The 26320-nt window shown below is 34.8% G+C and carries 29 protein-coding genes; 10 read left to right on the top strand and 19 right to left on the bottom strand.

The features are described from left to right. Nucleotides 1-25: 25 nt before the first annotated feature. The gene (locus ACNQF6_RS05455) at nt 26-511 is read right to left on the bottom strand and encodes an acyl-CoA carboxylase biotin carboxyl carrier protein subunit (RefSeq protein ID WP_099715929.1); all 486 of its coding nucleotides are present in this window, start codon (nt 509-511) and stop codon (nt 26-28) included. A gap of 100 nt (nt 512-611) precedes the next feature. Continuing rightward, nucleotides 612-2819 carry a B12-binding domain-containing radical SAM protein gene (locus ACNQF6_RS05450; RefSeq protein ID WP_417963963.1) on the bottom strand — a complete coding sequence of 736 codons (2208 nt, stop codon included), beginning with the start codon at nt 2817-2819 and terminating at the stop codon, nt 612-614. A gap of 142 nt (nt 2820-2961) precedes the next feature. Here ACNQF6_RS05450 and bshC point away from each other — a divergent pair, with 142 nt between their 5' ends. Together bshC and ACNQF6_RS05440 are read left to right on the top strand one after the other, a co-directional pair. Then, the gene (gene bshC, locus ACNQF6_RS05445) at nt 2962-4551 is read left to right on the top strand and encodes a bacillithiol biosynthesis cysteine-adding enzyme BshC (protein WP_417963961.1); all 1590 of its coding nucleotides are present in this window, start codon (nt 2962-2964) and stop codon (nt 4549-4551) included. An 87-nt stretch (nt 4552-4638) separates the two neighbouring features. After that, complete coding sequence (locus ACNQF6_RS05440) at nt 4639-5058, top strand: nucleoside-diphosphate kinase (RefSeq protein ID WP_113634352.1); 420 nt, start codon at nt 4639-4641, stop codon at nt 5056-5058. Between the two features lie 145 nt (nt 5059-5203). Here ACNQF6_RS05440 and ACNQF6_RS05435 read toward each other — a convergent pair whose 3' ends face one another. Next, a complete protein-coding gene (locus ACNQF6_RS05435; protein WP_099715934.1) occupies nt 5204-5500 on the bottom strand; it encodes a DciA family protein in 297 nt (98 codons plus the stop codon). Beyond that, nucleotides 5481-5921 carry a hypothetical protein gene (locus ACNQF6_RS05430; protein ID WP_417963959.1) on the bottom strand — a complete coding sequence of 147 codons (441 nt, stop codon included), beginning with the start codon at nt 5919-5921 and terminating at the stop codon, nt 5481-5483. The genes ACNQF6_RS05435 and ACNQF6_RS05430 overlap by 20 nt, the downstream gene beginning before the upstream one ends. A 248-nt stretch (nt 5922-6169) precedes the next feature. Between ACNQF6_RS05430 and ACNQF6_RS05425 the strand changes: the two genes are divergently transcribed. After that, nucleotides 6170-7246: a serine hydrolase domain-containing protein gene (locus tag ACNQF6_RS05425; RefSeq protein ID WP_417963957.1), complete on the top strand. Its 1077-nt coding sequence runs from the start codon at nt 6170-6172 to the stop codon at nt 7244-7246. A gap of 187 nt (nt 7247-7433) precedes the next feature. Here the strand turns inward: ACNQF6_RS05425 and ftsY are convergent, their stop codons facing one another. The 12 genes from ftsY to ACNQF6_RS05365 all read right to left on the bottom strand — a co-directional run bounded on the left by ftsY (nt 7434) and on the right by ACNQF6_RS05365 (nt 15802). Beyond that, nucleotides 7434-8387, bottom strand: a complete 954-nt coding sequence (gene ftsY, locus ACNQF6_RS05420) for a signal recognition particle-docking protein FtsY (RefSeq protein WP_417963955.1) — start codon at nt 8385-8387, stop codon at nt 7434-7436. Nucleotides 8388-8515: 128 nt separating this feature from the next. Continuing rightward, nucleotides 8516-8668, bottom strand: a complete 153-nt coding sequence (locus ACNQF6_RS05415) for a DUF4295 domain-containing protein (RefSeq protein WP_082014152.1) — start codon at nt 8666-8668, stop codon at nt 8516-8518. Nucleotides 8669-8742: 74 nt separating this feature from the next. Continuing rightward, nucleotides 8743-8925 carry a 50S ribosomal protein L33 gene (rpmG, locus tag ACNQF6_RS05410; RefSeq protein WP_017495179.1) on the bottom strand — a complete coding sequence of 61 codons (183 nt, stop codon included), beginning with the start codon at nt 8923-8925 and terminating at the stop codon, nt 8743-8745. Nucleotides 8926-8965: 40 nt separating this feature from the next. Then, nucleotides 8966-9202 carry a 50S ribosomal protein L28 gene (gene rpmB / locus ACNQF6_RS05405; RefSeq protein WP_024980263.1) on the bottom strand — a complete coding sequence of 79 codons (237 nt, stop codon included), beginning with the start codon at nt 9200-9202 and terminating at the stop codon, nt 8966-8968. A 75-nt stretch (nt 9203-9277) separates the two neighbouring features. After that, entirely contained in the window at nt 9278-10528 is a 1251-nt protein-coding gene (locus ACNQF6_RS05400; protein ID WP_417963953.1) for a CinA family nicotinamide mononucleotide deamidase-related protein, read from the bottom strand. A 214-nt stretch (nt 10529-10742) separates the two neighbouring features. Further along, nucleotides 10743-11087 carry an Hpt domain-containing protein gene (locus ACNQF6_RS05395; protein ID WP_099715939.1) on the bottom strand — a complete coding sequence of 115 codons (345 nt, stop codon included), beginning with the start codon at nt 11085-11087 and terminating at the stop codon, nt 10743-10745. Continuing rightward, entirely contained in the window at nt 11087-11698 is a 612-nt protein-coding gene (locus tag ACNQF6_RS05390; RefSeq protein WP_417963951.1) for a fumarylacetoacetate hydrolase family protein, read from the bottom strand. The genes ACNQF6_RS05395 and ACNQF6_RS05390 overlap by 1 nt, the downstream gene beginning before the upstream one ends. 66 nt (nt 11699-11764) lie before the next feature. After that, on the bottom strand, nt 11765-12535 hold the full coding sequence (locus tag ACNQF6_RS05385) for an exonuclease domain-containing protein (protein ID WP_417963949.1): 771 nt from the start codon (nt 12533-12535) through the stop codon (nt 11765-11767). A gap of 145 nt (nt 12536-12680) precedes the next feature. After that, entirely contained in the window at nt 12681-13982 is a 1302-nt protein-coding gene (locus ACNQF6_RS05380) for a dihydrolipoamide acetyltransferase family protein (protein WP_417963947.1), read from the bottom strand. Nucleotides 13983-14066: 84 nt separating this feature from the next. After that, nucleotides 14067-15266, bottom strand: coding sequence for a glycosyltransferase family 2 protein (locus ACNQF6_RS05375; RefSeq protein ID WP_417963945.1), 1200 nt, complete (start codon nt 15264-15266; stop codon nt 14067-14069). 3 nt (nt 15267-15269) lie between these two features. Then, nucleotides 15270-15560, bottom strand: a complete 291-nt coding sequence (locus tag ACNQF6_RS05370; protein WP_417963943.1) for a type II toxin-antitoxin system RelE/ParE family toxin — start codon at nt 15558-15560, stop codon at nt 15270-15272. Then, entirely contained in the window at nt 15557-15802 is a 246-nt protein-coding gene (locus ACNQF6_RS05365) for a hypothetical protein (RefSeq protein WP_417963941.1), read from the bottom strand. The genes ACNQF6_RS05370 and ACNQF6_RS05365 overlap by 4 nt, the downstream gene beginning before the upstream one ends. 283 nt (nt 15803-16085) lie before the next feature. Between ACNQF6_RS05365 and ACNQF6_RS05360 the strand changes: the two genes are divergently transcribed. Next, nucleotides 16086-17051: a T9SS C-terminal target domain-containing protein gene (locus tag ACNQF6_RS05360; protein WP_417963939.1), complete on the top strand. Its 966-nt coding sequence runs from the start codon at nt 16086-16088 to the stop codon at nt 17049-17051. Nucleotides 17052-17131: 80 nt separating this feature from the next. After that, entirely contained in the window at nt 17132-18994 is a 1863-nt protein-coding gene (locus tag ACNQF6_RS05355) for an ABC-F family ATP-binding cassette domain-containing protein (protein ID WP_417963937.1), read from the top strand. A 151-nt stretch (nt 18995-19145) separates the two neighbouring features. Here ACNQF6_RS05355 and ACNQF6_RS05350 read toward each other — a convergent pair whose 3' ends face one another. Both ACNQF6_RS05350 and ACNQF6_RS05345 read right to left on the bottom strand, forming a co-directional pair. Beyond that, nucleotides 19146-19451 (bottom strand): hypothetical protein, encoded by a 306-nt coding sequence (locus ACNQF6_RS05350; protein WP_417963935.1) that lies wholly within the window; start codon nt 19449-19451, stop codon nt 19146-19148. A gap of 322 nt (nt 19452-19773) precedes the next feature. Then, nucleotides 19774-21324 (bottom strand): SDR family NAD(P)-dependent oxidoreductase, encoded by a 1551-nt coding sequence (locus tag ACNQF6_RS05345; protein WP_417963933.1) that lies wholly within the window; start codon nt 21322-21324, stop codon nt 19774-19776. Nucleotides 21325-21492: 168 nt separating this feature from the next. On the opposite strand from ACNQF6_RS05345, the gene ACNQF6_RS05340 reads away from it, so the two are divergent. After that, complete coding sequence (locus tag ACNQF6_RS05340; RefSeq protein ID WP_417964485.1) at nt 21493-22272, top strand: O-methyltransferase; 780 nt, start codon at nt 21493-21495, stop codon at nt 22270-22272. A gap of 54 nt (nt 22273-22326) precedes the next feature. Here ACNQF6_RS05340 and ACNQF6_RS05335 read toward each other — a convergent pair whose 3' ends face one another. Next, entirely contained in the window at nt 22327-23001 is a 675-nt protein-coding gene (locus tag ACNQF6_RS05335; protein ID WP_417963931.1) for a hypothetical protein, read from the bottom strand. A gap of 380 nt (nt 23002-23381) precedes the next feature. Between ACNQF6_RS05335 and ACNQF6_RS05330 the strand changes: the two genes are divergently transcribed. From ACNQF6_RS05330 to ACNQF6_RS05315, 4 genes are all read left to right on the top strand, one after another. Continuing rightward, entirely contained in the window at nt 23382-24068 is a 687-nt protein-coding gene (locus ACNQF6_RS05330) for an ABC transporter ATP-binding protein (RefSeq protein WP_417963929.1), read from the top strand. A 154-nt stretch (nt 24069-24222) separates the two neighbouring features. Beyond that, on the top strand, nt 24223-25080 hold the full coding sequence (locus tag ACNQF6_RS05325) for an ATP-grasp domain-containing protein (RefSeq protein ID WP_417963927.1): 858 nt from the start codon (nt 24223-24225) through the stop codon (nt 25078-25080). Nucleotides 25081-25268: 188 nt separating this feature from the next. Then, the gene (locus tag ACNQF6_RS05320) at nt 25269-25838 is read left to right on the top strand and encodes a cob(I)yrinic acid a,c-diamide adenosyltransferase (RefSeq protein WP_417963926.1); all 570 of its coding nucleotides are present in this window, start codon (nt 25269-25271) and stop codon (nt 25836-25838) included. Between the two features lie 194 nt (nt 25839-26032). Next, nucleotides 26033-26254 (top strand): DUF2795 domain-containing protein, encoded by a 222-nt coding sequence (locus ACNQF6_RS05315; RefSeq protein ID WP_007138072.1) that lies wholly within the window; start codon nt 26033-26035, stop codon nt 26252-26254. Nucleotides 26255-26320 lie beyond the last annotated feature (66 nt).

The raw sequence follows: 26320 nt of genomic DNA, 5'->3' as shown, positions 1-26320 counted from the left end.
TTTTAATTAGCGAAGTAGTGGTGTTTTATTCGAATTCAATTAACAACTGTCCTTTATCTACGGCATCTCCCATCACTACCGAAATGGTTTTGATAACGCCATCTCGCGGGGAAAGAAAACTGTTCTCCATTTTCATGGCGCCCAAAATAATCAGGTTGTCGTTCTCTTTTACAGTTTGACCTACCACAACACTGATTTCTAGAATCAATCCGGGCATAGGTGCTTTGATAAAATTGACTTGTTTGGTAAGTCCCGTTTCGAATCCCATTTCCTTTATCAAAATATCCAAAGGATTAGAAATGGCGACGGTATACGTGTTGTTGTTTACCTTTACAGTGTAGTTTTTTTGAAGAAAATCAGAAGTAATGATTTCCGCTTGATAAGGAGTGTTTTCGTGTAGAATATGAAACTTATTCGTTTCCACACGCACTGCATCCAGTTGTGAAACACTTTCCTTTTCCAAATCAAAATGAAAAGTGTCGTTTACATTAACTTTATAACCAATACTCATTTGTTTCTATTTTAGAATCGTAAAAATAAGTAAAAGAAAACGTTTTCGTAAACCTAAGATTAAGTTTTATGCTAAATAGGTATAGTTTAGGTAGAAAAATTTATAACACTAATAATCCAAATTCTCTAAGAGTTTTAATTGGTTTGGAGTACCAAAACAATTCAAAGTCTTCAAGATGTGATTCGAAATTAGCTTTAACTTCTTGATAATTATAAATTTCAGCATTGGAAACAGAGATTTTCTGTAACATTTCTACCAACCATTCCCCTTCTTTTTTATTCGTTTGAACGCTGAAACTTTCCTTTTTATCATGGAAAGTCAAAGTCATCATTTCCCAGGAATTCCCTTTTTTTGATTTAGTAAAATGTTCTGTAAATGGCTTCCCGCCTAACCAAACGATTTTTGCTGTAGGTTTGATATTGAAATCATCATCTTCCTGCAAAGCATCAAAAATAAAATCGGGAGAAATTTTAGTCTTTGGAATTTTAAACTCAAACCAATCCTGCAATTCGTAATCAAAACAGATTCCGTGCATGAAGTTGAATAAGGATTTCTTGAGTCCAAAACTGAATTTATCATGATCGATTCCTGTTGAATCGGTATAATTAATATCGTTATTAGCGAAAGTTCCAATCGCTCCGGTTTCCTTAACCACACCAAATTTCTCCGGATATAAGCCAACAGGACTGTGTGCGGTCATGGCAAACTGATGCCAAAATCCGGATTGTAATACACCAATTTCAAATAATTGGCGCACCATTTCCAGACTGTCCACGGTTTCCTGAATGGTTTGTGTAGGATAACCGTACATCAAATAGGCATGAACCATTACGCCAGCTTCGGTGAAATTTCGAGTGACTTTTGCCACTTGTTCTACTGTAACACCTTTATCAATCAATTTTAATAATCTATCTGAAGCGACTTCAAGACCACCGGAAACGGCAATACAACCAGAAGCTTTTAGAAGTAAACACAAGTCTTTCGTAAAGCTTTTTTCGAATCGAATGTTGGTCCACCACGTAACCGCTAATTTCCTGCGAAGGATTTCGAGTGCCAAAGCGCGCATCAAAGCCGGAGGTGCCGCTTCGTCAACAAAATGAAAACCGTTCTCTCCTGTTTGTGCAATCATTTCCTCCATTCGGTCGCACAATAAATTAGCAGCAACAGGCTCGTAAATTTTGATATAGTCCAAAGAAATATCACAAAACGTACATTTTCCCCAATAACAACCGTGTGCCATAGTGAGTTTATTCCAGCGTCCATCGCTCCACATGCGGTGCATTGGATTCACAATTTCGATAACCGAAATATATTTATCCAAAAGCAAATCAGAATAATCGGGAGTACCCACTTGTGATTGTTTGTAATCGTGTTTTAGAGAATTATTTTTGTAAACGACTTTTCCGTTTTCTAAAAGGAATGTTCGTTTATATTGCTTCTCGACTGCGCTCGAAGAGACAGCGTTTATTAGTTCTTCAATTGGTGCTTCGCCATCATCCAATGTGATAAAATCGAAAAACTCAAAAACGCGAACATCCGAGAGCGAACGCAGTTCCGTATTTGGGAAACCGCCACCCATTGAAATTTTAATACTCGGATAATGCTTTTTCACCCATTGTGCGGAACGAAAAGCCGAATATAAATTCCCTGGAAACGGAACCGAAATTAAGAATAATGTAGGTTGAATAGTTTCTATTCTTTCCTTTAAAATTGAAAGCAGAATTTCGTCTATATAGGTTGGTTCTTGTTGCAAGGCATCATACAATTCATCAAAAGAATTCGCGCTTCGCCCCAAACGTTCTGCATAGCGACTGAAACCAAAATTAGCATCAACACATTCAACTATAAAATCAGAGATGTCTTCAAGATACAATGTCGCTAAATGCTTTGCTTTGTCCTGTGTTCCCATGGTTCCAAAAGCCCAATCAAGTTCTTCCAATTGCGCAAATCGGGATGCTTCCGGCAAGAAATCTTCCTGACAAATTTGAAGTGCCAAGGTTGGATTTTTTCCTTGAAGGAAAGCAATTACGGGATCAATCGTTTTTAGATATTCGTCTTGTAAAGTAAAAATCCTCTTGGAATTATCTGAAATCGTTTCGCTAGGAACTTGAAACCTGAAATTTGAAACCTGAAACAAATTTAAAAGCCCTTCTTTCGAAAACAATTTCAAAATCACTTCGATACCCAAATCCGCTTGAACAGACTCAATGTTCTTGGTATTCAAAAACCCTTTAATGTAAGCAGTTGCTGGATACGGGGTATTCAGTTGGGTAAAAGGAGGCGTTATTACGAATAATTTGGTTTTCAAAAGAAATATGTTTGGTGCAAAAATAAAGGTTAAAAATGGATTCACAGCAATTTAAAAATAGACATTTCCTAAACATATCTTAAACCAAAAAAACATAACTTTACTTTTTATTACTTTAGCGACAAATTTAGAAACTCAAAACATGCCAACCGACAGTATCAGCTATCAGAATTCAGGATATTTTTCTACTTTAATGAATGATTATTTAGAGGAAAAAAGCAATCTCAAATCTTTATACCATCATTTTCCAAATCTTCAAAACTTTGGATCACAAATTCAGGAGAAAAAAGCGAATTTTAATGATACATACAGAGCTACTTTAGTTTCTGTTTTACAAAAACAATATGCTACAGTTGAAACTTCGGCTTTAACAAATCAAAATATTGCCGCTTTAGCCAATTCCAATACATTTACCATTACCACTGGTCATCAATTGAATTTATTCAGTGGACCATTGTATTTTTTATACAAAATTATTTCGACCATTAATTTAACAACCGAATTAAAAGCAAAATATCCAACGTATAATTTTGTGCCCATTTATTGGATGGCAACGGAAGATCATGATTTTGAAGAAATCAATTATTTTAATTTTAAAGGCAAAAAATTCCGTTGGAACAAAGAAAGTACAGGTCCCGTTGGCCGATTGTCTACTGAAGGTTTAGCTGATTTCCTTGAAATATATGCACTGGAATTAGGTTCAAGTACAAATGCAAATACGCTCAAAAAACTGTTTGAAGATTCGTATCTTAATCATGATAATTTAGCCGATGCTACTCGATTTTTGGCTAATGCGCTTTTTAGTGCGTATGGTTTAGTTATTTTGGACGCAGATGATCCGGATTTGAAACGCAACTTCATTCCTTTTGTAAAAGAAGAATTGCTTTATCAATCCTCCCATAAATTGGTATTGGAAACCGCCGAAAAACTAAAAGATTATACCATTCAAGTGAATCCTCGTGAAATCAATTTGTTTTATATTGAAGATAATTTACGCGAACGCATCATTTTTGAAAATAACACCTACAAAGTAAATCATACAAAAATTGAGTTTTCTGAAAGTGAAATTTTATCACTTTTAGAAAATCATCCTGAAAAATTCAGTCCTAACGTGATAATGCGTCCATTGTATCAAGAAGTGATTCTCCCTAATTTATGCTACATTGGCGGAGGTGGTGAAATCGCGTATTGGTTAGAACTAAAATCCTTTTTTGCTGCAGCAAAAATAACTTTCCCAATGCTGTTGCTTAGAAACTCTGTGCTATTGGCTACCGAAAAACAAGCTAAAAAAGCAGACAAACTAAATTTGAGTTGGAAGGATTTATTTTCAAAACAAGCTGACTTAGTAAATACTAAAACCACAGAATTATCGGATTTCCCAGTCGATTTAATGCATTTGAAAGAACAATTGCAAAAACAATTTATCGCCCTTTATGAAGTGGCGAATAAAACAGATGAATCCTTCATTGGAGCTGTAAAAGCACAGGAAGTAAAACAAATTAAAGGATTAGAAAATCTGGAGAAACGCTTACTAAAAGCACAAAAAAGAAAATTAAACGATATTTTACAACGAATTACCGACTTGCAAAACGAATTATTTCCTAACCAGAGTTTACAGGAACGTCAAATTAATTTTTCAGAATTTTACCTAGAAAACGGCGACAATATTATCCCAACATTGATCAAACAGCTCAAACCACTGGACAACAAATTCGACATTATTGTACTTTAATCAGATTACGGTTATTTGAATGCCGAATTTGTAAAAATAATCAATAAAAAAATACTATTTTTGCACAAAATTTAAAAAACAAAAAAAATGGCTACTAATAGAACATTTACAATGATCAAGCCTGATGCTGTTGCTAACGGACACATCGGAAACATACTTGCAATGATTACTAATGCAGGTTTCAAAATTGTTTCTTTGAAATTAACGCAATTAACTGTTGCTGATGCTCAAGCATTTTATGAAGTTCACGCTGCAAGACCTTTCTACGGTGAATTAGTTGAATTCATGTCAAGAGGACCAATTGTTGCTGCTATTTTAGAAAAAGATAACGCTGTTGAAGATTTCAGAACTTTAATTGGTGCTACAAATCCAGCTGAAGCTGCTGAAGGAACTATCCGTAAAGCATACGCAACTTCTATTGGAGAAAATGCAGTTCACGGTTCTGATAGCGATGAAAACGCAGCTATCGAAGGTGCTTTCCATTTTGCTGGAAGAGAGCAATTTTAATTTATGATTGAAGATTAACGATTTTTGAATTAAGATTTAGAAATCCTATAAATAGAAAATCCCGTTTCAAAATTGAAACGGGATTTTTTTATATCAAAAATCTGAAATCTGAAATCTAAAATCGTTAATCAACAATCTAAAATCATTACCTCAAAACCACATCTTTCACCACATCACGTCTTAACTCCTCATTAATCATAGCCACAATTTTAGATCTTCCGTGACTTAATTCTTCTCTCAATACTGAAGAACTCAACTCCACATACAAAGTGCTTCCTTTCAAAACCACATTTTTAGTGTAATTATTCACACCATTCCCCATAAGATTTTTCCACGCATCTTTCACGTCAATTTGATCCATTCCGGGTTGCAGTTTATTCACTTGGATAATTTGTTTCAAAACATCCCCTATCGTACTTTGATTATTTAGTCGTTTTGCCATCGCCTAGTAAATTTATTGGTGTTGCTTTCTTATAATGATATTCGGTTTTTTCCTTGTTCAGCAATACTAATTCTTCCGCTGATACAGCAATCAATTCCTCACTCCATTTCATATAAGGTGTCGAATAATCCAAAAATACTTTATCATCGATAAATCGCACCGTTACGTTTTCGTAAACATCATTCACCAAAAAAGTCCCGTCCAATTGCGGCATTACTTTCTTCCTAATCCCTTTATTATTCTTTATTTCAAAATAATCATACACTTCATTCATTCCATATTCTTTATCCTTTATAGAGTCAAAAACCACCTTTTCAACTTCCCAATAGCCATTTAATTTTGAAATATCTTCTGGTTTTATCTTTTGCTGACATCCCACAAAAAGGAATGCTATAAAAAAAATGCTAAGTGTCTTTTTCATATAATTATTATTTTTAGGAGCTAATTCCTGCTGTACGCTATATCTTTTTCTTGCTATTCTTCCTTTCGTCAGAATAGCAAGAAAAAGGATGCCGCTTCCATCAGGGCTAGCAATTCGGGTTAAATCACGTTTCTTCTAAATACAAAGTTACTCTTATTAAATTCAAAGAAAACAAAAATAGTAGAAACCCATTAAACTATTTACTATATTTTTGGTCTTAAAGGAATTAGAAACAAATCAGTAGCAAGATGTCAAAAATAATCTACAGTCTCCTCATCCTACTATTCTGTAGTAGTTGCAGTTCTGATACTACTGAACCAACTCCTACTCCAGCACCTGCAGAAACACTTTATTTCCCGCCTTTAAACGGTACAACTTGGGAAACAAAATCTATTACAAGTTTAGGTTGGAAACCTACCGCCGTGCAACCATTATTAGATTATTTGACACTCAAAAATTCAAAATCTTTTATCATTCTTGTCAACGGAAGAATCGTAATGGAAAATTATTTCAATGGCCATAATGCCAATGCTTTTTGGTATTGGGCAAGTGCCGGTAAAACACTAACATCAACTGTAACGGGAATTGCACAACAAGAAAACCTGATTAACATCAACAATAAAGTTTCACAATACATAGGAACTGGCTGGACCAGCCTGCCTTTAGCAAAAGAAAACTTGATTACAAACAAGCATTTACTCAACATGACTTCCGGATTAGATGATAGTACGGATGATGTTGATCCAGCAAGCCTAAAATACAAAGCCGATGCAGGAACACGTTGGGCGTATCATAATGTATATGTAAAATTACAGGATGTGATTGCGCAAGCCAGCGGTCAAACTTGGAATACCTATTTCAATACCAAATTGAAAGATAAAATAGGGATGGATGGCGCATGGTTTCAACTTGGTAATAATTCTGTTTATGGAAGTACAACCCGCTCCATGGCACGCTTTGGCTTGTTAATATCTAACAAAGGAAAATGGGAAAGCAATGCTATAGTTAATGAAAACTATTTAAATGAAGCTACAAACACTTCACAAACTATAAATTTGGGATATGGTTATTTATGGTGGCTCAACGGGAAATCAAGTTATCATTTGCCACAAAGCCAACTTCAGTTCAATGGCAGTTTGATACCAACAGCTCCAGCCGATATGTATATGGCTTTAGGGAAAAATGACCAGAAAATCTATGTCATTCCAAGTAAGAAAATGGTCGTTATCAGAATGGGAGATGTTGCAAATCCAGATAATCCAACTTTTGCTTTATCCGATTTTGATGAAACTTTATGGCAAAAAATCAGTGCTTTGTATCAATAAAATTACTTGGTTTTCAACCGTCTCATAAAACCCAAAACAAAGAAAACCAATCCTATTATCAACAATAAATAATAGAAACCAAGACTTTTATCTCGGACAAGATTTGCCAATATAAAAGAAATAATGCTCACTAAATAAAGATACATCGGAGGTGTATTTTTCAAAGAAGAGAAATCCATTCTAACTATTATTTAAAAAAACTATCTACAAACTCATATTTATTAAAAACCTGAAGATCCTCAATCCCTTCTCCAACACCAATGTACTTTACTGGAATTTTAAATTGATCAGAGATTCCTATTACAACACCGCCTTTTGCAGTTCCGTCTAGTTTAGTAACTGCTAAACAAGTAACCTCAGTAGCTGCTGTAAATTGTTTTGCTTGTTCAAAAGCGTTTTGACCGGTTGAACCATCCAAAACTAATAACACATCATGTGGCGCATCACCAACGACTTTTTGCATCACTCGTTTTACTTTGGTCAATTCGTTCATTAAATTAATTTTATTATGCAAACGACCTGCGGTATCAATTATAACAATATCGGCATTTTGTGCCACTGCTGACTGCAAAGTATCAAAAGCTACTGAAGCCGGATCACTTCCCATGTCTTGACGGACAATAGGAACGCCTACTCTATCCGCCCATATTTGTAACTGATCGATAGCTGCGGCACGAAAAGTATCGGCAGCACCAAGAACCACATTATAACCTTGCTTTTTAAACTGATAGGCTAACTTACCAATGGTAGTCGTTTTACCAACACCATTTACCCCTACCACCATTAAAACATAAGGCTTAGTCTGAACTGGAATTACAAATTCAGTAGCTTCACCAGTATTAGTCTCTGATAATAAAGCAGCAATTTCTTCTCTGAGGATTTGATTGAGTTCCTCTATTCCAAGATATTTATCTGAAGCCACACGGCCTTCTATTCTTTTAATAATCTTTAAGGTTGTATTCACACCAACATCGGAGGCTACCAAAATTTCCTCTAAATTATCCAGGACTTCATCATCCACTTTTGACTTTCCAGCAACAGCTTTGGTTAACTTCGAAAAGAAATTTGTTTTTGATTTTTCAAGACCTTTGTCTAATGTTTCTTTTTTTTCTGATGAAAATATTCTTTTAAAAAAACTCATTGTATAAATAGTATTAAGAATGAAGTATTTAAGTCCAAAGAACCAATACGTTTTTCTAACGGTAAATATAGAAAATAAAAAAGCTACTTCCGAATGAAAGTAGCTTTTCTATATAATGTGTTTGTTAATTATTTCTTTTTCAAGAATTCATCAACAGCTTCAGGAGTCATAATAGATTCTACGAATGTATATGCACCTGTTTTTGGAGATTTCACCATTTTGATGGCTTTTGATAATCTCTTAGAAGATGTTTGTAACGATGCTACGGTTTTCTTTGCCATGATTCAAATTTTATTTAAATTTAAATAAAATCTTCAAATGTATACATTTTAGATTTTATCAAAATTTCTAATTATTACTTAATTTCTTTGTGAACAGTTACACGTTTCAAGATTGGATTAAATTTTTTAATCTCTAATCTGTCTGGTGTATTTTTTTTGTTCTTTGTTGTTATGTATCTTGAAGTTCCTGCAACACCCGAAGTCTTGTGCTCAGTACATTCTAAAATTACCTGGATTCTATTACCTTTCTTTGCCATCTTGCTATTTTTTTATTTTGGTCCCGAACTGTCGGGAGGATTATTTAATAAATCCTTCTGACTGCGCTTTTTTCAAAACTGCAGCGATTCCATTTTTATTAATTGTTTTTATCGTAGATGCAGCTACTCTTAGAGTAATCCATCTATCTTCTTCTGGAAGATAAAAACGCTTTTTAACTAAGTTTACAGAAAATTTTCTCTTAGTTTTGTTCATAGCGTGAGAAACGTTATTTCCTACCATCGCTCTTTTACCTGTAAGGTCACAAACTCTTGACATTATACTTATCTTTTATCGTTATTCAAAATCAGGGTGCAAAGAAAAGAAAAATAAACCTATTAAGCAACAAATTTATTACACATTTTTTAAAATTTCTTTCTGTAATAGTTCTAAACTTTTAATTACAGCTCTATCTATCACTTTTTCACGGGGTTGACCAAAATTAAATTCTTCAACAATTACTTCGCTTGGCGTTGCCAATGCGATAAAAACAGTTCCAACTTCGGCATTTGAGTCTCCTTTTGACGGTCCAGCGTTACCGGTTGTCGCAATTGCATAATCTGTTTTCATCATGTTTTTTACATTCAAAGCCATCGCCGAAACTACTTCTCTACTCACCACAGAATTTTCTTTTACGAAGCTTTCCGGGACACCCAAAACATCGATTTTAACTTCAGTTGCATACGAAACCACACTTCCTTTAAAATACTTTGAAGCCCCGGAAACCGATGTTAATACTCCTGCAATTTTACCTCCGGTACAACTCTCAGCAGTGGAAATCGTTTTGTTTTGCTTTGTAAGCATTTTTCCTACTACAACTTCCAAGGTTTCATCATCATCAAAACCCACGATAATATCATGGATTATCACATCCAGCGAATTTACATTTTCTTCGAGAGCGGCTTCTAATTTTTCTTTATCAGTACCACGGGCCGAAAGACGCAAACGAACTCTTCCCGGTGCTGGCAAATAAGCCAACTTAATAAATTCAGGAAGGTTATTTTCCCAATCCTCTATTCGTTCGGCGACCATACTTTCGCCTTGTCCGTAAGTGAGAATTGTTTTATGGATAATATAAGGGCGTTTGTATTCCCGAACTACTTTTGGGATAATTTCATGCTCCACTAAATACTTCATTTCATAAGGAACTCCGGGAAGCGAAATAAAAACGGTATTTTCCTTTTTCATCCACATTCCTGGCGCAGTACCTACTTGATTATGAAGGACCGTACATTTTGACGGAACCAGCGCTTGATCTTTATTGATTTGGGTAATTGTTCGTTTATAAAAGCCTTCAATAAGTTGCGTGACATGAGCCAGCACTTTTTGATCAACTATCAATTCATCATCAAAATAATCACAAAATGTTTTTTTAGTAATATCATCTTTTGTTGGTCCTAAACCTCCAGTTATAATCACTAAATCGACTTTGTTTTGAAGTGCTGCAAACGTATCTAAAATGTGCGTTTTATCATCACTAATAGAAATCATTTCGTTGATCTCAACTCCTATTTTATCTAACGACTTAGCTATATAACCAGAATTTGTATCTACAATTTGGCCTATTAAAATTTCGTCACCAATGGTAACTATGGTTGCTTTCATTTTTTGTGGGATATTTTTTGTGGGATTGCAATCTTAAAAAGAAATGTGTAAATAGCACATTCAGTTACTTGAATGAAGAATAATAGTAAAAATCCTTCCTCGTTTTTCAACGATATAAATTACTTCACCTAATAATTATTCTCATGCGAGCCCGATGAACATCGTTTGTAACAGATAGCCCAACCCGCTTTTTAATCGTGGTCACACCCCAATATTACAAATCGAAATCTTTTTTGATTTCTTTTATAGCGTCATTAACTTGGTTTTTTACACTCTTAAAAGTTTCTTTAATGTCTTTCTTTTTACCTTCGGCTTTGGTCCAAGCTTCGATTTGAAGAATCTCCTCAAAAGCCACGTTTAACCCCATTAAATCAAGCGTAGGTTTTATCTTGTGCGCATAAGCATAAGCGTGCTTATGATCTTTCTTTTTTATTCCTTCTTTGATTTGCACTAAATCGTCTGGAACTTCGGTAACAAACAATGTCAAAATTTCATTTACAAATTCTGCATCATTGTCTGAAAGTGCGTACACTTTTGAAAGGTTGTAATTTATAGCCATTATTTTACTTGTATTCTAAAGAGTTGTTGTCCTTCTAAAAATCCTTCCAAAACATCATCTGACTTCACAGCCGCTACTCCTTCTGGAGTTCCTGTAAAAATAATATCTCCAATTTTTAAGGTAAAAAACTGAGAAACATATGAAATTAGTTCGTCAATTTTCCACAACATATGACTGGAGTTACCTTTTTGTACCGTTTTATTGTTGTTGGTTAATTCAAAAGTAATATTTTCTAATGAACTAAATTGATTTTTTGGTAAAAATTCACCTATTACAGCCGAGCCGTCAAATGCTTTTGATTTTTCCCAAGGCAAGCCTTTTGATTTTAACTTTGCTTGTAAATCACGGGCTGTAAAATCAATCCCCACACTAATTTCTTCATAATATTTATGCGCAAACTTAGTCTCGATGTACTTCCCCACTTTGCTTATCTTGACAATAATTTCAATTTCATGGTGAATATCCTCCGAAAATTCCGGGATTACAAACGGATGTTGTTTCAGTAAAACTGCTGAATCCGGCTTCATGAAAACTACCGGTTCCGTGGGTCTTTCGTTATGCAATTCCTCTATATGACTGGTATAATTCCTACCGATGCAGATTATTTTCATTTTTATAAGTATGCAGTGTTCCGTATTTCGTGTTCAGACTGTAAACTGAACACTGATTACTAAGCACTATTTCGTATTAAGTTTTCGAAGTTTAATCGCCGTTAAAACTTTCTTGGTGTACAGCGGAAAATCCGCATTTTGTATCCAACTGAAATAACCAGGTTCTGCTTCCAGAATTTTATCCACTTTCACTCCTTTGTGTTTTCCAAAGGTAAAAATCTCTTCATCATCCTTATCAAAAGCAATCATTCCTGCAAAATCAGCAATTTTCTTTCTTGTCGTAAACTCAGATAGTGATTTCATATCGTTTTCCAGTTCAGGATAACGATCCAGCTGCGCTTTCAAAATTTCGTAAGTAGCCATAGTATCCGCTTCCGCAGAGTGTGCATTCTCAAGGGTTTTTCCGCAATAAAACTTATGCGCTGCGCTTAAGGTACGCTCTTCCATTTTATGAAAAACAGTTTGCACATCTACTGAAACTCTACCCTTCATATCAAAATCCACTCCGGCACGTAACATTTCTTCTGCCAATAACGGAATATCAAATCGATCTGAATTAAATCCAGCTAAATCACTGTCTTTTATCATATTATAAACTTGTACGGCCAATTCATTAAAAGTAGGTTCATTTGCCACTTTCTCATTGGTAATTCCATGAACAGCTGTTGTTTGCGGCGGAATTGGAATTGTAGGATTCACTAGCCAAGTTTTACTTTCTTTATTTCCGTTTGGAAAAACTTTGAATATTGAGATTTCTACAATTCTATCTTTCCCGATGTCAATTCCTGTGGTTTCAAGATCGAAAAAGCAAATTGGTTTATTGAGTTTAAGTTCCATTTTTAAATTTTGTGTGGATACAAATATAGAAATTTGGGTTTAATTTCGTTTAAAGTTCAACATTTAAAGTTCCCATAAACCTCAAAAAAACAAAACCCGATTGATTTTTGAAAATCAATCGGGTCTAAATTGTAATTATATAATATTAAACATCTCTGTTTACATCAAATGCTTCTAAATATTCAGCAACTCTTTTTACAAAACTGCCTCCTAGTGCGCCATCTACTACTCTATGATCATAGCTGTGCGACAAGAACATTTTCTGGCGAATCCCGATAAAATCTCCTTCTGGCGTTTCAATTACTGCCGGCATTTTACGGATTGCTCCAAGGGCTAAAATTCCCACTTGTGGCTGATTGATAATTGGCGTACCAAAAACACTTCCAAAAGTCCCCACATTCGTAACCGTATAAGTTCCGCCTTGTGTGTCGTCTGGTTTTAGTTTTCCAGCTTTTGCGCGACCTCCTAAATCGTTAACTGCTTTTGCCATTCCTACCAAATTCAGTTGATCTGCATTTTTAATAACAGGAACAATCAAGTTTCCGTTTGGTAACGAAGCCGCCATTCCAAGATTGATATTTTTCTTTTTGATGATATAATCACCATCTACAGAAATATTCATTCCAGGGAAATCTTTCAGGGCTTTAGCAACAGCTTCCATGAAAATTGGCGTGTAGGTCAATTTTTCCCCTTCTCTTTTTTCGAAAGTATTTTTATTTTTGTCTCTCCATTTTACAATATTCGTCACATCAACTTCAATAAATGATTGTACGTGAGCCGATGTTTGTACCGAAGCGACCATATAACCCGCAATCAGCTTGCGCATTCTGTCCATTTCTATAATCTCATCACCACCACTTACAGATACCGGAGCTGCTTTTTGAGCCACTGGAGCTACTACTGGTTTTTGAACTGCTGCAGCTGGTACCGCAGCTACAGGCTGGCTTGTTCTATTTTTTACGTATTCTAAAATATCATTTTTAGTTACTCTTCCTTCTTTTCCTGTTCCTGAAATCGCTGCTAATTCAGCTACAGAAACACCTTCTTCTTTGGCAATGTTTTTTACCAAAGGCGATAAGAATTTTTCAGAATCAGAGAAATCAGCTGGAGCGGCAACTGCTTCTTTAGCGGCATCCACTGTTTTTGTCACTTCAGCAATAACCTCAGGAGCTACGGCTTCTTTAACAATTGACACAAGCTCTCCACCTTCGGTTTCAATAATTGCTATAGTCTGACCCACTTGAACTAGATCGTCTTTACCGAACAATTGTTCCACCAAGATTCCCGAAACTTCGCTTGGCACTTCACTGTCAACTTTATCAGTAGCAATTTCTAGTACCGCTTCGTCAGCTTCAATTTTGTCTCCAACTTCTTTTAACCAGTTTGTAATGGTTGCTTCAGCAACGCTTTCTCCCATTTTTGGAAGTTTTAATTCAAATCTTGCCATATTGTTAACCTAAAAGGTGATTTTGATTTTCAGTTTGCGAAATTACTAAATATTTTAAATATAAATTACATTAAATGTAATTTTTTACTCTATTTTTATAATCTCACCTCTCCCGTTACTATTGTTACTTCCTATTAAAAAATTAGCGCTTTTTGGTATAATTTTAAAGGTAAACCTTTTATTCGTTGAAGATTCGAGAATTGCAATACACTCTTTAAAAGAAATGAATTCGTTATCTAAAATAACTTCTGTGCCTATTTTACTTTTAACAAAGGACGAAATTACCATTTTTTCTGTTTTCAAATCGTGAAACAGGACTTTTTTTTGCAAAATCAAAGCCAGTTTTTTTGCTAATTTTTCGTTAGTCGAATACAGCTGATATGATTTTGGGTTTGTTTTTACCCCAAAATTTTTGGAGGATTTTCCTTGAAACATTTTTACCAGAGAGAAAAAGACAATCCCCATTTTCATAAAAAACGAGAAGAATAAAGATCCCGAACCATCAGGACTAAAATGCTTTTTATAAAAGAAATTCATCGCTTCCTGAAAACGTTTCATATACGTTTCGTCCTTAATGGTACTTTCTCCTTTATAATGTATTACAGTCGTTTCATGAAAATAATAATTGGATTTTCCTTCTTTCAAAACTCGATACGACAAATCAATATCATCAGAATACATGAAACAATCTTCATCAAATCCGCCTACTTCAAGGTATAAATCCCTCCTCATGAACATAAAAGCGCCCACGAGAATGTCTACTTTTCCAGTTTGGTTTTCACTTAAATACTGCGCGTAATATTTCCCAAATATTTTAAATTTAGAAACTAATTTATACAAACCCGTAACCTTTGTAAATGCGACCCAAGGCGTTGGAATACCGCGTTTACTTTCTGGTAGAAAATTCCCGGCTCCATCGATAAGTTTGCAACCCAAGATTCCTAAATTATTCTTCTCGACTGCGCTCGAAATGACAAAACTCAAAATTTTCACAAACGTATCTTCAGCAACAACGGTATCAGGATTCAAAATGCAAATGTATTTTCCTTGCGCTTGACTAACTCCTATGTTATTACCTTTTGGAAAACCAAGATTTTCATTGTTTTGAATGAGTTTTACGTTTGGGAAACGCCGTTTCATCATTTCACAACTTTCATCGGAAGAATTATTATCGATTACAATGATCTCGCCGTCAATGGTTTCTAAAGCGCTTTGAACACTTAAAACACATTGTTCTAAAAAATAGCGAACGTTGTAATTGAGAATGATGACGGATAGTTGCAACGCTTAGTGTTTTAGTTTATTTGAATTTTGTTTCGTGTTGAAAATTTTCAAAACCACAATACTTTCTTTCTCTACGGAATAAATAATTTTAAAACTCCAGATGGCTACAAATCTAACTTTTTCTATATTAATTATTGGTTCAACAGGGAATTTATAAGGGAAATTCGGCAGAGAATTTACCAAATCATAAATTTCATTAAATACTAAAACAGCATTTTGTGGACTTTCCTTTTTTATATACTTATAAATAGCTTCTAATTCATTTGATGCTTTTTTACTCCAAAGCACCTTCATTTCCCTAGAATTTTTTTTCTGACATCTTCACTAGAATAGGTTTCTAACTTTTTTTCATTCAATTCATGTAAAGCCTCATGAATGTCTTTAGTATATTCTTTTTCTGAAATTGGGTTTCCATCTGCGTCATAACCAACAATATTTTCTTCATCAAGAAGTTTTACTATTTTACTAAGAATCTTATTGTCGTTAATACTTAAGATTCTTTGCGTGATGCTGATTTTTAAAGTCTCCGTTTTCATGATACAAATTTTTAACCACTCAAATTTACGTTATTTTATTGAAAACTAAAAAAACATGTTCCTCCATTAGCCTGATTACTTCACTAAACTTAAATTTTCATCACAGTTCAGTAAATTTCGTTTAAAGTGAAACTTCTTTAAGAGAAACGAGCAAAAATTGTAACGAAAAATGGAACTATAGCTGCAAATAATCTCAATACCGACACTTCAGGACGCTCCTAATTTTGATTTTAATCGACAGAATCCATTACTTTTGAAGAATTAAACTATTAATTTCAAATCATTGAAAAAGATATTCTTATTATTCTTGCTTTCTATTATTCCTGTTCAGGCTCAAATTTCGGGTTGCACGGATCCGCTTTCTAAAAACTACAATTCTATTGCAACTATTAATGACGGTAGTTGTGTCTATGCTTCGGCAAAAATTAAACCAATATCTTCTGTAAAACTAGATGCAATTCTGAAAGAAACTTCAAGTTTAACACAAAGCGATTCCCTTTTTTTGACCAGTAATGATAACACTGACAAGACACTTTATGCGATTAATAACAAAGGTATTATTCAAAATAAAATTCAACTTAAAAACACTACAAATATCGACTGGGAAGAAATTTTACAAGACAGCCTTTACTTTTATATTGGCGATTTTGGAAATAATGCTTTCGGAAACAGGAAAGACCTGCATATTTTACGGATTGAAAAAAAATCGCTTTCGCAGAATAACCCGAAAATCGACACCCTTTCCTTTTCCTATTCCAATCAAACCGATTTTATCAAAACCAAGTCCAATGCAACTAATTTTGATTGTGAAGCTTTTATTGTTTCCGGAGAGAATATTTTCTTATTTACCAAACAATGGAAATCAAAAAAAACCAGTGTATATATCATTCCGAAGATTCCCGGCAAGCATGTTGCACAACTCAAAGAATCCTATGATGTGGATGGATTAGTAACCTCAGCAACTTATTTACCTAACAAAAAACTGCTTGTTCTCGCCGGCTACAGCAGGTTTTTATCCCCTTTTGTGTATCTGTTTTACGATTACAATGGTTCGGATTTCTTTTCTGGGAATAAGAGAAAAATCAATATTGCACTGCCATTACATCAGGTGGAAGGAATTGCGACACAGGATGGACTTCACTATTATTTAACCAATGAAAATTTCTCCAGAAGACCAATTATTAATATCCCGCAGCAGTTGCATCAATTTGATTTAAGCGCGTTTTTAACCAATTATCTGAAACAATAATTGTTAATGAAACCTTAGATTCAACTAAACTATTGGCAAATCGGTATTTAATAGCTTACTTTTGCAAAAAATTTAGCCTTGTGAATTACCTTTCTGTAGAAAATATCTCGAAATCTTTTGGTGAACGTACGTTGTTTAAAGACATTTCGTTCGGAATTAATAAAGATCAAAAAATTGCCTTCATAGCCAAGAACGGTTCTGGAAAAACAACCATTATGAGTATCATTAATGGTTTAGAAGAATCTGATACTGGTCAAGTAGTCTTAAGAAAAGGCATAAAAATGGCGTTTCTTTCGCAAAATAACAACTTGCAGGAGGAATTGACGATTGAGGAAAGCATTTTCGCTTCAGATAATGAGACTTTAAAAGTGATTGAAGCGTATGAAAAAGCATTAGAAAATCCCGAAGATGAAGAAGCCTACCAAAAAGCTTTTGACGGAATGGATCAGCACAATGCATGGGATTTTGAAACGCAGTACAAGCAAATTTTGTTCAAACTGAAATTGGAAAATTTCAAATTGAAAGTAAAAAATCTTTCAGGTGGACAGAAAAAAAGATTGTCACTGGCTATCATTTTGATTAATCGTCCTGACTTATTGATTTTGGATGAACCAACGAATCACTTGGATTTAGAGATGATTGAATGGCTGGAAAGCTATTTTGCTAAAGAAAATATTACGTTGTTTATGGTGACACACGACCGTTTCTTCTTGGAGCGTGTTTGCAACGAAATCATCGAATTAGACAACGGAAAATTATACCAATACAAAGGAAATTACTCCTATTATTTAGAGAAAAAAGAAGAACGTATTGCCTCAGAGAATTCGAGTGTAGATAAAGCGCAGAATCTTTTTGTGAAAGAACTGGAATGGATGCGCCGTCAGCCAAAAGCGAGAACGACTAAATCGAAATCGCGTCAGGATGATTTTTATGAAATCAAGGAAAAAGCACAAAGTCGCCGTCGCGAAAATAAAGTAGAGCTTGAGATTAATATGGAACGCATGGGAAGCAAGATTATCGAGCTTCACAAGATTTCAAAAAAATTCAAGGATCACGTCATAATGGATAATTTCAGTTTTGATTTTCAACGTGGCGAACGCATTGGAATCATTGGAAAAAATGGAACTGGAAAATCGACTTTCTTGAATTTATTGACCGGAACTTTACCGCTTGATAGTGGAAAAGTAGTGATTGGTGAAACCATAAAAGTAGGTTACTACACGCAAAGTGGAATAAACCCAAAACCGGGTCAGCGTGTGATTGATGTGATTAAGGAATACGGAGAATTCATTCCGTTGATGAAAGGGAAATTAATTTCGGCTTCACAATTGTTAGAGCGTTTCTTGTTTGATGCTAAAAAACAATATGATTTTGTGGACCGATTGAGCGGTGGAGAATTAAAACGTTTGTACTTGTGTACGGTTTTGATTCAGAATCCGAATTTCTTGATACTGGATGAGCCTACGAATGATTTGGATATCGTTACGCTAAATGTTTTAGAAAGCTTCCTTTTGGATTATCCTGGTTGTCTTTTAGTGGTTTCTCACGACAGGTATTTCATGGATAAAATTGTGGATCACTTATTCATTTTTAGAGGTGATGGTGTGGTGGAGGATTTCCCTGGAAACTATTCTGATTTTAGAGCGTACGAAGACAGTAGTGATGTAGCTCAAAAAGAGGAAAACAAAGCCGAAAAGAAAGACTGGAAACAAAACAATCCAACTGGAAACCTGACGTTCAACGAGCAAAAAGAATTCCAGAAAATCGAGAGAGAAATCAAGGATTTAGAACTTCAGAAAATAGCTATTGAGCAATTATTCTCAGACGGGAAAATTGCTGAGGCTGACATTGAAAAGAAAGCGAACGAATTGAGAAACATTATCAATAAAATTGAAGAGAAAGAAGAAAGATGGTTTGAGCTTTCTGCGAAAATAGAAGGATAAAAACTAAATTAGTATAAAGGCAGAATAGAATTAGAAATTTTATTTAATCTACCTTTTCGACCATATCAATTTGCCTTGAAATAAAAAAGCCACAATAGAAACTAATTCTGTTGTGGCTTTTTATTTAAAAGTAAATCCTTATTTAATCCTTTTAAGATGTAAATAGCACTTTCTTATGATAGTTGTATAAAATCGAATCGTAAAGTGTAAATTTTGGAGCTACTTTTTCTGTAGCAGCTTCAAATTTGATACCGTTGTGTTTACGGAACAAGTAAATTTCTTTCAAACAATTCAACAAACTTTTATGAATAAAAGTCTTAAAAGTTGGCAATTGCTTGTCCCCTACTAATAACGCTATTTGGTAATTGGAGCTTGTTTTTGATTTATTATTTCCAATAATTTTTATCGTGAATTTTGTTGGGATTCCGTTTTGATTCCCTTGATACTGAATTTGCATATTTATCTATTATTAAAATATGGTTAAACAAAAATTACATACGTATTGAATTCTATACTTAAGTTATCCGAAAAAAAACATAAAATTGTACCATAACAGTCTTCAAACTATGCCTCTTACACAAAAATACTAAATAAATGATTCAAAATCTCTTTTGCTAATCTTAATTTTATGAATTTTCATGCAGCACTGATTATATTGTTTTACACTAAAAATCACAAAAATTCACCTTCAAAAAAACCACAGTAGAATTAGAAGATTTTGCTGTGGTTATTTTATTCTGTATTCTTTTTCTAATTCCCCCTTTGTTGGTTAAGTAGATTTACCAAGGAATCGGATTATAATCTTTCAAAAACTTACCGCACCAATGCTTTCCTGTATTGATACCGTCAAACAACGGATCCATAACTCGCGCTGCTCCATCCACAATGTCTAATGGCGGCTGAAAATCCTCTTCTTCCTGTTTTCTTTTGGCTAATTCTGCCGGATCTTCGTCGGTTACCCAACCGGTGTCGACCGCATTCATAAAAATGCCGTCTTTTGCCAAAGTTCCCGAAGAAGTGTGCGTCAGCATATTCAAAGCGGCTTTGGCCATATTGGTATGCGGATGGCGGTCTTCCTTGAAAAAACGATGAAACTTTCCTTCCATTGCCGACACATTGATGATATGTTTTTTTCCGGTGTTGTCTTTCTTCATCACTTCCGAAAGGCGGTTACACAATACAAAAGGTGCTACGGAATTCACTAACTGCACTTCTATCATCTCCGTGGTTTCTATTTGTCCCAATCGCAAACGCCAGCTGTTGGTTTTTCTCAAATCGACTTGTTGCAAATCGGCATCGAGTTCTCCTTCCGGAAAAACTTCGTTTGCCACGAGCGCATTATCAAACGAATACGGAATCTGGGATAATTTGGCGGAAGCCCGCAACCCAATCCCAGGCTCTGGTCCATGCCAAGTCACCGGCATATTTTGATTTGGAGAAGCTCCAGATGTCAATACTTTTAATTCATCCAAACAATTGGTATGATCCAATAATAATTCTTGCGCTTGTTTGGGCAAAGAAGCGATAGAACGCTCTTCGTTTTCCATTAAATGCGTATAGAATCCGGCAGGACGTCTCACGGTTTGCGCTGCATTATTGATTAGAATATCCAATCGCTCGTATTTTTGCTCAATAAAGTTGCAAAAAATCTCCACACTCGGAATGTGTCGTAAATCCAACCCATGAATTTTCAAACGATGTCCCCAATCCATAAAATCAGCTTCCTTAGAGAAACGCAAAGCGGAATCCACCGGAAAACGAGTCGTTGCAATAACGGTTGCTCCACCACGCAACAACATCAACGTAATGTGATACCCAATTTTTAGACGAGAACCTGTAATAACGGCAACTTGTCCGTTTACGTCAGCAGTTTGAAAACGTTTGGCATAATTAAAATCACCACAATCGGTACACATCGTATCGTAAAAGTGGTGCATTTTAGTAAATTCCGTTTTGCAAACGTAACAATTTCGTGGAGTTTCCAGTTCTAATTGCTCTTTGTGGGCAAGATCATGTGAAGCCAATAATTTTGGAGCCATAAAAACACTCGCTTCACGAGCGTGACGAATTCCGGTTTCCTTACGGGCAGTTCGATCGCGTTTTTCCATTTTGCGTTTGGCAGCCACTTTGCCGTCTTTCTTTCTACGGGAAAATTCGTCACGGTCGGGTCTGGAAAACATTCCTGCCGCTTTGATTAAAGCCGTTCGTTGTTCTTTTGGGATATCAAATATTTGGTCGGTATCAGTATTCAATTGTGCCAAAATAGCGATGCATCGGTCAATTTCTTCCGAGCTTATGGCACTTTTATGTTCTATTTGTTCAATCATCATCGTAAAAAATGGATATTATTCTTGTGCAAATTCCAAGGGCGCAAAGATAGGTTTTAAAGTGATTAGTGAGTGGTGAATAGGAATAATTTGGGCACTAAGCCATTCACGATTCACTTCTCACACCTTATGACTTTTTTGTATCTTCGCGCCTACCTTGCAACTATCACTATGCTGTTTCAAATAAAATCGTATTTACAATTCCTTTGGCACTCAAAAAATGAGCATGCAGTACATTCCCCATTTGTATTTAGTTTGTTGACAAAATGTTTTTATGATAAAAAATCAAAACCGGAATATGCTATTTTAAGAAAGTACCGAAACTCGCTTTTAGCAAATAACAATACGATTGAAGTAACTGATTTTGGTGCGGGTTCGAAAGTTTTCAAATCGAATACAAGAGTTATTTCTAAGATTGCTAAAACAGCAGGAATTTCTTCGAAGCGAGCCGAATTATTATTTAGAATCACCCATTATTTTCAGCCTCAAAGTATTTTAGAAATCGGAACATCGTTAGGATTGGCAACTTCTGCGCTTTCTTTAGGGAATTTGAAAGCAAAAATAATCACTTTAGAAGGTTGTCCTAATACAATGGCAATTGCAAAAAGTCAATTACAATTGTTCCCTTTTGATAATGTAAATCCAATTGTAACAGAATTTAGTAATTATTTAAGTGACATTCGACTTTCGACTTTCGACTTTAAACTTATCTATTTCGACGGCAATCACTCCAAGAAAGCGACTTTAGACTATTTCGATTTATTACTTCCTACGATTACCAACGAAACCGTTTGGATATTCGATGATATTCATTGGTCACCAGAAATGGAAGAAGCTTGGGAAATCATAAAAAAACATCCAAAAGTGACTGTAACTATTGATACGTTTCAATGGGGATTGGTGTTTTTTAGAAAAGAACAACCCAAAGAGCATTTTGTGATTCGTATCTAAAAAAAAATGACAGCCATCCCTGACTGTCATTTCTAACATTGAATTAATTATTCCTTATTCTTTAGCTTTTTTCATTTCTCCTGATTTTGCTCCCATTCTGTTCACAGTGTACATTGGTGCAAATTTCAATTTTAAACTAGCAATTTTTCTGTTATCATCACCTGAAAGTCCTTCTTTTTCAACAGTATTTTTTCTGCTGTCAAGTGCTTCATACATCAATTTAATTTCATCCCAGTCTTCACGAGAGTAAGCATCTTTATTGGTATCAACTGTACTTACAAATTGTTGATAAACTCCAAGGATATTATCTTTGTTTACCCAAGTAAAACTCATGTCATCCCCTATTTTTCCTTCACCAAACAAAGCATTTCTTAGTTGTTGTTTTGGGTTAGCAGCTACAGCAACTTGAGTATTCTCTTGTATTTCAGCTTCATATTTAGCTTTCAAGGCTTCATATTTAGCAGTTGCTGCATCAAGACGTTCTTGCGCTTCAGCGTTATCTTTCATATTAGCTAAAGCTGCTTGAGCATCTCCACTTCTTAATTGATACGTAGCTTCAATTCCTTGCCAGTTTGCTTTAGCATCCTCTGAAGCAACATTTCCTAATGAATCAACATACATTACATATGTATCTACCGTTTTTTCTGCTTGTTGAGCTTTTTCATCTTTACATGAAGTAAATCCTAAAGCGATTACCGCTATTCCTAACACCATTTTTGTACTTTTCATAACTACTTGATTTGATTAATATTATTTATGTAAATCTAAGTAACATTATTCGATTCGTAATTATAATCCAAAAATATTACAAATATTACATATAATTATGAAATAAAAAGAAATAAAGTGTGAATTATATAAACTAACCTTGAAATAGTATAAATAATTATGGCTGATTCTATGTATTAAAAATTGTCTTTTAAAAGAAATTAGCAAAAATCGCAATGGATTGATTTTAAAAAAGTTAGTTCTTATTTAAAATTGAAGCTCAAAATGTAACAAATTTTAAAAAACAACTACTTATCAATAATTCAAAAGTCTTTTGTACTTTTAAAATCTAATTTAATAGCACCCTACGCTCGGTCGAAGGTTAAAAATCATATATTCTAATGGCAAACCCGCTAATAAAAATAACCAATATCAAACGAGATTTTGTACTTGGAAATGAAATCGTTTATGTTCTTAAAGGCATTGATTTAGAAATAAATAAAGGCGAATATGTAGCATTAATGGGACCTTCAGGATCTGGAAAATCAACTTTAATGAATTTATTAGGATGTTTAGACACGCCTACTTCCGGGAGTTACATCCTCAACGGAAAAGATGTCAGCCAGATGAAAGACGATGAATTAGCCGAAATTCGAAATAAAGAAATAGGATTTGTTTTCCAGACTTTCAACCTTTTACCCAGAACCACCGCATTAGATAACGTTGCTCTACCCATGATTTATGCCGGATTTTCAAAATCGGAAAGAAAAGCGCGAGCTAGCGAAGTTTTGGAACAAGTAAATCTTGCGGACAGAATGGACCATCAACCCAACCAACTTTCGGGTGGACAACGCCAGCGTGTAGCAATTGCCCGTGCTTTAGTCAACAAACCGTCCATCATTCTTGCCGATGAACCAACCGGAAATCTGGACAGTAAAACATCATTAGAAATCATGAAACTTTTTGGAGACATCCACGCTAATGGAAACACAGTAATTCTGGTAACACACGAAGAAGAAATTGCCGCTTACGCCAATCGCGTAATTCGTTTGCGTGACGGACTCATAGAAAGCGATACCTCTAAATAGTTTTTTTAAGGAGCTGCTTCCGGCTATCCGCTTGTATCTCTTCCTTGTCATTCTTCCTTCGTGTGAATGACAAGAAAGAGGATATCGCTTTTATCCGGGCTAGGAAATCAAAATTACGATTGCGTTTAAAACTCCAAATAACACCTATCAAAAAATGAAAATCGCCATACTAACCTGCGAAAAGCTTCCCGACCTAAATCCCGAAGACCAAAAAATAATTCCAGCATTAGCTAAACATAATATAGAAGCCAGCGCCGCTATCTGGAGCGACGAAACAATCAATTGGACTGATTTTGATTATTTAATTTTTCGAAATACTTGGGATTATTTCGAAAAAGAAACCGAGTTTAAAATTTGGCTCGACCAAATAGAAAAACTAGGAATCAAAACACTTAACCCTATTGAAGTAATTAAGCAAAACATTCATAAGTTTTACTTGCGTGACATGGAACAGCAAGGAATCACAATTTTGCCTACTGTTTTTATTGACAAAACAGACACCCTTAATCTTGCAGAACTGATTCCTTCGCATTGGAAAAAAGCGGTTATAAAACCCGCATTTTCAGCAGGATCCTATCTCACCGAAGTTTTTGATATTTCCGAAATTCAAGCAATAAGCGAAAAATATAAAAGTATTGCCGCAGAGAAAGAGTTGCTTTTACAGGAATTCATGCCCGAAATTCAAACATTGGGAGAAACCTCTTTTATCTTTTTCAATAAAAAATTCTCTCACGCAGTCAATAAGAAACCCGTTGACGGCGATTTTAGAGTACAATCCCTTTTTGGAGGAAAATACAATTTGGTTCAACCTAGTCAGGAACTAATTGATAAAGCGCAAAAAATTGCTGATACCTTCCCAGAGAATTTACTGTATGCCAGAGTAGACGGAATCCTAATTGAGAACGAACTCTATTTAATGGAAATTGAATGCATTGAGCCTGATTTATATTTCAATCTCAGTGAAAACGCACTGGAACGCTTTGTTAACGCAATTGTGAAATTAATACAGTAATTTTGTTTTCAAATCAAGGTAAACACTTTTAAACTTTAGACTTAAAAAAATTTAAACCATTAAGAAATTAAGAAAATTAAGACTTTATGAACTTAATTTCTTAATGGTTAAAAAAAACTATTTTTTCAAAGTTTTAAAAGCGTTTGCCCTAGTTTTCAAACGACCAAAATCTAAAACTTGCAATAAGAATGAAAGTATATACAAAGACAGGAGACAAAGGAACCACAGCACTTTTTGGGGGAACCAGAGTCCCAAAAGATCACGCCCGAATTGAAAGCTACGGAACTGTTGACGAATTGAATTCTCATATTGGTCTGATTCGCGATCAGGAAATGAACAGTCATTACAAAGAAATCCTTATCGAAATTCAGGATCGTCTGTTTACTGTTGGTGCTATTTTAGCAACACCACCTGAAAAAGAAGTGATGAAAAACGGAGAACTTCGTTTGAAAAATCTGGAAATTATAGAATCTGATATTGAATTATTAGAAAATGAAATTGACGCTATGGAAGAAGCATTGCCACCAATGACTCATTTTGTACTTCCGGGCGGACATACTACAGTGTCATATTGTCATATTGCACGTTGTGTTTGTCGCAGAGCAGAGCGTTTAGCAGTTCATTTAAGCCATAATGAACCCGTTGCTGAAATCGCAATCAAGTACTTAAACCGACTTTCTGACTACCTTTTTGTGTTGGCACGGAAGTTGTCTCATGATTTGAACGCTGCCGAAGTTCAATGGATTCCGAGGAATTAGGATTTCAGATTAAAGAGTAACGTTTTTTTATTTCAGATGTATTTAAAATCATTTTTTTAAATCAAAAATCGTTAATCTGAAATCAAAAATCAGCAATCAACAAAACGTTCTTAACTTTAACTAAAAATAAATCATTTTTTACTTGTCTTTTTCAGTAAAAAATTTATTTTTGCACAAAACTAAATCGACATCACATGTATTGGACATTAGAATTAGCATCTTATTTAAGCGATGCACCGTGGCCTGCTAACAAAGACGAACTTATTGACTACGCTATTAGAGCAGGAGCTCCATTAGAAGTAGTAGAAAACCTTCAATCTATAGAGGACGAAGGCGAGATATATGAATCAATGGAAGAAATTTGGCCAGATTATCCTACTGACGAAGATTATCTTTGGAATGAGGATGAATATTAAAAAGTAAACCAAGAAAAAGTCTCAAAAGAGGCTTTTTTTTTGTTTAAATTTACAGAATTACACAAA

The organism is Flavobacterium pasteuri (assembly GCF_048286615.1).
GTDB lineage: Bacteria > Bacteroidota > Bacteroidia > Flavobacteriales > Flavobacteriaceae > Flavobacterium.
Note: the sequence above shows the minus strand (reverse complement) of the source record. Positions and strands in the feature narration are given on the sequence as shown.